General features: G+C 36.4%; 7 protein-coding genes, 1 pseudogene and 1 other annotated feature. Of the genes and pseudogenes, 6 read left to right on the plus strand and 2 right to left on the minus strand.

What is annotated here, in order from left to right; translation table 11 throughout:
- Positions 1 to 19 precede the first annotated feature (19 nt).
- From CIB29_RS01930 to CIB29_RS01940, 3 genes are all read left to right on the plus strand, one after another.
- Positions 20 to 1,759 (plus strand): NADH-dependent [FeFe] hydrogenase, group A6, encoded by a 1,740-nt coding sequence (locus CIB29_RS01930; RefSeq protein WP_094546252.1) that lies wholly within the window; start codon positions 20 to 22, stop codon positions 1,757 to 1,759.
- Between the two features lie 528 nt (positions 1,760 to 2,287).
- Positions 2,288 to 2,506, plus strand: a binding site (T-box leader).
- Between the two features lie 113 nt (positions 2,507 to 2,619).
- The gene (thrS, locus tag CIB29_RS01935; RefSeq protein WP_094546254.1) at positions 2,620 to 4,530 is read left to right on the plus strand and encodes a threonine--tRNA ligase; all 1,911 of its coding nucleotides are present in this window, start codon (positions 2,620 to 2,622) and stop codon (positions 4,528 to 4,530) included.
- Between the two features lie 156 nt (positions 4,531 to 4,686).
- Entirely contained in the window at positions 4,687 to 4,905 is a 219-nt protein-coding gene (locus CIB29_RS01940; protein WP_094546256.1) for a hypothetical protein, read from the plus strand.
- Here CIB29_RS01940 and CIB29_RS19735 read toward each other — a convergent pair.
- Both CIB29_RS19735 and CIB29_RS18820 read right to left on the minus strand, forming a co-directional pair.
- Positions 4,834 to 5,133 carry a DUF6618 family protein gene (locus CIB29_RS19735; protein ID WP_479724514.1) on the minus strand — a complete coding sequence of 100 codons (300 nt, stop codon included), beginning with the start codon at positions 5,131 to 5,133 and terminating at the stop codon, positions 4,834 to 4,836. The genes CIB29_RS01940 and CIB29_RS19735 overlap by 72 nt on opposite strands.
- A 19-nt stretch (positions 5,134 to 5,152) precedes the next feature.
- Positions 5,153 to 5,386, minus strand: a complete 234-nt coding sequence (locus CIB29_RS18820) for a hypothetical protein (protein ID WP_198543708.1) — start codon at positions 5,384 to 5,386, stop codon at positions 5,153 to 5,155.
- Between the two features lie 169 nt (positions 5,387 to 5,555).
- Between CIB29_RS18820 and CIB29_RS01945 the strand changes: the two genes are divergently transcribed.
- From CIB29_RS01945 to murD, 3 genes and pseudogenes are all read left to right on the plus strand, one after another.
- Entirely contained in the window at positions 5,556 to 6,188 is a 633-nt protein-coding gene (locus CIB29_RS01945; RefSeq protein ID WP_094546258.1) for an IS607 family transposase, read from the plus strand.
- Positions 6,160 to 7,284, plus strand: coding sequence for an RNA-guided endonuclease InsQ/TnpB family protein (locus CIB29_RS01950; RefSeq protein ID WP_094546260.1), 1,125 nt, complete (start codon positions 6,160 to 6,162; stop codon positions 7,282 to 7,284). The genes CIB29_RS01945 and CIB29_RS01950 overlap by 29 nt, the downstream gene beginning before the upstream one ends.
- 213 nt (positions 7,285 to 7,497) lie before the next feature.
- Positions 7,498 to 7,679, plus strand: a pseudogene (gene murD / locus CIB29_RS01955) (UDP-N-acetylmuramoyl-L-alanine--D-glutamate ligase); the annotation flags it as partial.

A 7,679-nucleotide genomic window follows, 5' to 3' on the forward strand; every position in this document is an offset into this window, starting at 1 on the left:
TAGAAGGGGGATGTGAGCAATGGAAATGGTGAATATAACAATCAACGGTCAAAAGCTTCAGGTGCCAAAGGATTATACGATTCTTCAGGCTGCCAGAAGTGCAAATATAGATATCCCAACACTATGCTATTTGAAGGATGTAAATGAAATAGGCGCTTGCAGAATGTGCGTTGTAGAAGTAAAGGGTGCAAGAAGCCTGCAGGCAGCTTGTGTATATCCGGTATCCGAAGGTTTGGAAATTAAAACAAATACACCGGCTGTAAGGGAATCAAGAAAAGTAACTTTAGAGTTGATACTTTCCAACCACGATAGAAAGTGTTTAACTTGCATAAGAAACAGAAATTGTGAATTACAAAAGCTTGCTGAAGATTTGAACGTACAAGATCTAAGGTTTGATGGAGAAACTTACAGACTTCCGTTAGATGATTTTTCTCCTTCAGTCGTTAGAGATCCTAACAAGTGTGTTCTTTGCAGAAGATGTGTAAGTGTATGTAAAAATGTACAGACAGTTGCAGTAATAGATGCTCAGGAAAGAGGATTTAAGACCATTGTAGCATCTGCCTTTAACAAGCCTCTTAGCGAAGTACCTTGTGCAATGTGTGGACAATGTATTGTCGCCTGTCCGGTAGGCGCATTAAGAGAAAAAGATGATACTGACAGGGTATGGGCTGCTCTTGCAGACCCGGAAAAGCATGTAGTGGTCCAAACTGCTCCTGCTGTGAGAGTTGCATTAGGTGAAGAATTTGGAATGCCAATCGGCACAAGAGTAACCGGTAAAATGGTTGCTGCTTTAAGAAGATTGGGTTTTGCCAAAGTGTTTGATACTGATACTGCAGCCGATTTGACCATTATGGAAGAAGGAACAGAACTGTTAGGAAGATTGAAGGAAGGCAAAAATTTACCACTGATTACTTCCTGCAGTCCGGGATGGATTAAGTTCTGTGAACACAACTATCCTGAGTTTTTAAATAATTTGTCTTCTTGTAAATCACCACATGAAATGTTTGGTGCTGTTATAAAATCTTACTATGCAGAAAAAGAAGGAATTGATCCTTCCAAGATATTTGTTGTATCTGTAATGCCTTGTACCGCAAAGAAATTTGAAAGTGCAAGGGAAGAACTTGCAGCAACAGGATATCCTGATGTAGATGCGGTCATCACTACCAGAGAGCTTGCCAGAATGATTAAAGAAGCAGGCCTTGATTTTGTATCACTGCCTGATGAAAGCTTTGATAACCCATTTGGCGATGCAAGTGGAGCCGGGGTAATCTTCGGTGCAACCGGTGGCGTTATGGAGGCTGCATTAAGAACCGTTGCAGAAATTCTTGCCGGTAAATCAATTGACAACATTGAATACAATGCAGTGAGAGGTGTTGATGGTATTAAAGAAGCAACCGTTGAATTGCCAGGCAAGACCATTAGAGCGGCTGTTGCCCACGGCCTTGGCAATGCAAGAAAGCTTCTGGATAGAGTAAAAGCCGGAGAAGCACAATATGATTTTATCGAAATTATGGGATGTCCCGGAGGTTGTGTAACTGGTGGAGGACAGCCAATTCAACCTGCAAAGGTTAGAATGGATATTGATTTAAGAGCAGCAAGAGCAAAGGCAATATATGACGAAGATAGAAGCCTGCCTGTTCGAAAATCTCATGAAAATCCATTTATTAAAAAATTATATGAAGAATATCTTGGAGAACCGTGCGGACATAAGTCCCATAAATTGCTGCATACTCATTATAAAGCCCGAGAAAATTATTAATTTTAAAGGGATATTCGTTAAAATCACGAATATCCCTTTAAAATTAATATTATCTTCGTATAATAATTCCATTATATTTCATTAAAAAATGTGTTATTATATAAACATACCACAACCAACAAACAAACAGAACTAATTTTTTTCATTTTTTCCTCCTTTTAATTATATAAAATAGATCGGCAGGGTCGGTGCTGTCGATCTATTTTGTTTTTATTTTTGTATACAATATGCAGAACAAGGTTAGCTGAACCTGCTAATTATGCAGTATTGTAATATTGCATAAAAAATAAATTTAAAAATAAATAATTTTGTTTATAAATTGCATTATAAAATTAATTAAAATGTGTTATTATATAACCATACCACAGCCAACAAACAATGCTAAACAATTTAAAATTTTTTCATTTTTTCCTCCTTTTAATTATATAAAAGAACTGACAGGATCGGTGCTGTCAGTTCTTTTTATTTAGCTTTTACCTTGACAACATTTAATATTAAAATTATAATATCAGTAAAATATAATCGTTTTAAAATGCGATGAAGAGAAGAGTAAGTTATAAACAGCCTTAAGAGAGGTGACATCATGGCTGAAAGTGTTACCAGGTATGAATAACTGAAGACCACCTCGGAGCAGAATAGTTACGTTGATTACGTTATAATCGTTACTCAAAGCATATTTGTTTTGGGTATTAGAGTGGGTTTAACAATTAGGGTGGAACCGCGGGAAATATGACTCTCGTCCCTTGTTTGGGATGGGAGTTTTTTTATGGAATATATGATACTACTTACCCCAATGTAATGTATTTATATACTCTATATAAAATTATAAAACCAAATACAATACAGAAAGGATGATAAATATGATTAAAGTAACTCTTAAAGATGGTTCAATAAAAGAATATCCTAAAGGAACTACTGTAATGCAGGTTGCAGAAAGCATAAGTGCAGGGATGGCCAGAGCAGCTCTTGCCGGACTGGTCAATGGCAAGGTAAAAGATTTATCGTATCAGTTAGAAGATGATTGTGAGGTAAGCCTTCTGACATTTGATGACGATGAAGGAAAACATGCATTTAGGCATACTACATCCCATATATTGGCGCAGGCAGTAAAGAGGTTGTTTCCTCAAACAAAGCTTGCAATAGGACCTTCGATCGATAATGGATATTATTATGACTTTGACTCTGACAAAGCTTTTACTCCTGAAGATTTAGAGAAGATTGAAGAAGAAATGAGAAAAATCGTTAAGGAAGACCTTGAATTAGAGAGGTTTGAACTGCCAAGGGCAGAAGCTATAAAGTTTATGGAGGAAAAAGGGGAGCCCTATAAGGTTGAACTGATTAAAGATCTTCCGGAGGATGCAGTTATTTCTTTCTATAAACAAGGGGAGTTTGTTGATCTATGTGCAGGGCCGCATATCCCGTCTACAGGAAAAATAAAAGCTGTTAAATTACTAAATGTGGCAGGTGCTTACTGGCGGGGTAGTGAGAAAAATAAGATGCTCCAGCGAATTTATGGTACTTCTTTTACTAAGAAGAGCGATTTGGATGAATATCTTAACAGGTTGGAAGAGGCCAAGAAAAGAGACCATAGAAAACTTGGCAGAGAACTGGATTTGTTTAATATATTAGAAGAAGGCCCCGGTTTTCCTTTCTTTATGCCTAAAGGCATGGTACTGAGAAATATTCTTGAAGATTTCTGGAGAGAAGAACATAGAAAAAGGGGTTACCAGGAAATTAAGACTCCTATCATCCTTAATGAAGATTTATGGCATCGTTCCGGACACTGGGATCATTATAAGGAAAATATGTATTTTACAAAGATTGATGAAGGTGATTATGCTATTAAACCTATGAACTGCCCGGGAGGAATGCTTGTTTACAAGAGAAGAATGCACTCATACAGGGATTTGCCACAAAGAATGGCGGAATTAGGTCTGGTACACAGGCATGAATTATCAGGTGCTTTACATGGATTAATGAGAGTAAGGTGTTTTACCCAGGATGATGCGCATATATTTATGCTGCCTTCTCAGATTAAAGAAGAAATTATAAATGTAATAGACCTTATCGACTATTTTTATGGAGTTTTTGGTTTTAAATATCATGTGGAATTATCTACACGGCCAGAGAATTCTATGGGTAGTGATGAGCAATGGGAAATAGCCACCGAGGGCCTGAAGGAAGCCCTGGAAGCAAAGGGTATGAAATATAAGGTAAATGAAGGAGACGGTGCTTTCTACGGTCCTAAGATTGATTTCCATCTTGAAGATTCTATAGGACGTACATGGCAGTGCGGGACCATACAATTAGACTTCCAGATGCCTGAAAGATTTGACCTCACTTATGTAGGGGCTGATGGAGAAAAGCACAGGCCTGTTATGATTCACAGGGTTGTGTTTGGCAGCATAGAAAGGTTCATTGCCATCCTGACTGAACATTATGCAGGAGCGTTTCCAACCTGGCTGGCACCAGTTCAGGTAAAAATACTTCCCATTGCTGATAAGCATCATGACTATGTATTGGAGCTTCAAAAGCAATTTGAAACAAACGGCATTCGTGTGGAAGTCGATTTGAGAAATGAGAAGATAGGCTATAAGATTAGAGAGGCCCAGCTTGAAAAAGTACCTTATATGCTTGTAATTGGCGATAAAGAGGTAGAATCAAAATCTGTGGCAGTAAGGTCGAGAAAAGAAGGAGACCAGGGTACTATGCCTGTTGACAGCTTCATTAATAAAATATTGGAAGAAGTAGAGAATAAAGTTAATAATTAGCGTGAAAATAAAGAGTGAGATTAAGATTAAAGTTATCTCTAATTTCTTAATCTCACTCTTTATTATTTTTCTATTCTTAACGGACTGTAGTTTTTTGCATCAAAAAATTACGGTCCGTTTTAAAGCATGGTGTTATTAGTTACTTTTGTATTATCAATGAGTTTATTTGCAGGCTGTGGTTCAAAGAATGCAGAAAAAACAGAACCGGCTCAAGCTGAGCAGCCAGCAAAGAAGGAAGAAACAGCCAAAAAAGAAGAGCCTGCAAAAAAAGAAGATAAACCTATTGTTATAGGCATTTCATTATTAACTCTTGAACATCAATTCTTCCAGGATATGAAAGCGAGTATGGAAAAGATAGCAGCAGAAAGCCGTTAGCTTTTCCGTATTCCAGAATATATCCTTTAAATCGGCAAGATAACACCCGGCCCCAAAATCAGGCATACAAGCGAAGTGACCGGATGTAGTTTGTCCGATAAGTACCAAGATGGATGAGCGGCTTTCAATTCTTAGTTCTATGTGGCTGCCATAGCTTTTGATAGCAGTAATCCTTCCGGCCCATTTTTCCATACGTTTCCCGTACTTCTTTACGCACTCAAACGTCATATTTCACCGTTCCTTTCTGCTACAGTTTTAAATCAGCAATGACTCGTTCAAGTACATTCATAGGGTCATAAAAACGATATATGATAAAAGTTACCTTTACTCTGTCAAAAAGCAGCAGACTGCGGGTATAAGTACCGCACCTGTAATATTTCTTTCCGTATAATTCATGCCACTCGGGTATTTCTTGTGGCCCATGAATAAAAATATTGTTTAATCCATTGAATATTGTCAATATTTGTATTATGATTTGCATAAGATTTTGTTGTTGCTATTTTATAACTCTGTTATGAGTAGCTTTCTTTTTTTCTTTTTGTTTTATCACACAAAAAGGAGGCTAACAACAGTTAAAGAATTTTTATAAAAGTTTACAAAACACTGTAAAATTATTATAATATGCTGTATAATAATTTTGAGGTGTTTATATGAAATATTATTCAATTGGAGAATTTGCAGAATTAATAGGAGTGACCCAACAAACTCTTAGAAACTGGGATAAAACAGGAAAACTAAAGCCAAGTCATATCGGGAAAAGCGGTTATAGGTATTATTCACAACAACAGCTTCAAAATTATCTGGGTTTTAAAGGCGGAAACATAACTAAAAGAAAAGTTGTAGGATATTGCAGGGTATCAAGTAATAAGCAAAAAGATGACCTTGAAAGGCAGATTGAAAATGTAAAGTCTTATATGATAGCGAAAGGGTATTCTTTTGAAGTTATTACGGATATAGGAAGTGGAATTAACTACAACAAAAAAGGACTAAATCAATTAATTGATATGATTGTTGCTTCTGAGGTAGAAAAGATTGTTGTTTTGTATAAAGATAGGTTATTAAGATTTGGATACGAATTGATAGAAAACCTGTGCAGTAAATACGGTACAACTATTGAAATAATTGATAATACAGAAAAGACAGAAGAACAGGAATTAGTTGAAGATTTAGTTCGGATTGTAACTGTATTTAGTTGCAAGTTACAAGGCAGGAGAGCCAATAAAGCCAAAAAAATGATAAAGGAGCTGTTGGAAGATGATAATAGCCCTGAAAGTCAGGCTTGAACCCAACAACAAGCAAAAAACAAAATTGTTTCAGAGTGCAGGAGTTGCAAGATGGGCATATAACTGGACGCTTGCCAAACAAGAAGAAAATTATAAAAGCGGTGGCAAATTCATTAAAGACGGAGACTTGAGAAAAGAATTAACGTTTTTAAAGAAGACTGAAAAATACAAGTGGCTTAATGATTACAGCAACAACATAACCAAACAAGCCATAAAGGATGCCTGTGATGCTTACTATAAGTTTTTTAAAAAGCTTGCCGATAAACCAAAATTTAAAAGCAGGAAGAAAAGCCAGCCAAAATTTTATCAAGATACCGAAAAAATAAAATTCAAAAACGGCAAGGTTAGATTAGAAAAAATTGGTTGGGTAAGACTTTCAGAAAAAGACAGGATACCGGAAAATGCAAAATATACAAACCCAAGGGTAAAGTTTGACGGAATACACTGGTATGTGTCTGTAGGCATTGAGGCAGAGCAAGAGGCTGTTGAGCTTACAGGCGAAAGTATAGGTATTGATTTAGGGATAAAGAATTTGGCTGTATGCTCAAACGGAATGACATTTAAAAACATCAACAAAACCAAAAGAGTTAAAAAATTAGAAAAGAAATTGCGCAGGTTGCAGCACAAGGTATCAAACAAATACCAAAAAAACAAGGAAGGAGGAAGTTGCGTCAAAACAGGCAACATTATAAAACTTGAAAAAAACATTAAAAAGTTGTACAAACGTCTTGATAACATCAGAACTGACAACAGGCATAAAGCAACTGCCGAGATAGTGAAAACCAAGCCATCAAGGATAGTTATGGAAAACCTGAATGTCAGTGGTATGATGAAAAACAAACACCTGTCAAAATCAATATCAGAGCAGGGCTTGTTTGAATTCAAAACAATGCTTCAGTATAAATGCAGGAAGTATGGAATTGAATTTATAGAAGCCGATAAATGGTATCCTTCATCAAAAACCTGTTCAGCATGTGGGCATGTGAAAACCAAACTGTCACTGTTTGAAAGGGAATTTATATGTGAATGTTGCGGTGCTGCAATAGACAGGGATAAGAATGCAAGTATCAATTTATCAAGATATAAAGCATCATAAATCACCAAAACGAATTATGATGCTGTGTACCGTGAGTTACACGGGAATTCAAGCCTCTGGAGTGTCACATCAAACGATAGTAGGTTAGCCGAGGTCGGACACTATGAACGAGGAAGCAAACATAAACTTTTACAATGTTTTTGTAAAGTTTTATAAGTTTTGCGTAACGGATAAGACGACGTGAATAAGAAACTTGATATATTTAAGAAAAGCATGTACCGAAAAAATGTAGCTGTATTAGGAGTAGGAATTAGCAATACACCTCTAATAAAATTTCTTGTAAATCTGGGTGCCAAAGTAACTGCTTTTGACAAGAAAACCCGGGAACAGTTAGGTGAAGTATACGATGAATTGGATTTGCTGGGAATTAAGTTTTCTTTAGGAGAAAATTATCT

It is taken from the genome of Petroclostridium xylanilyticum (assembly GCF_002252565.1).
GTDB lineage: Bacteria > Bacillota > Clostridia > SK-Y3 > SK-Y3 > Petroclostridium > Petroclostridium xylanilyticum.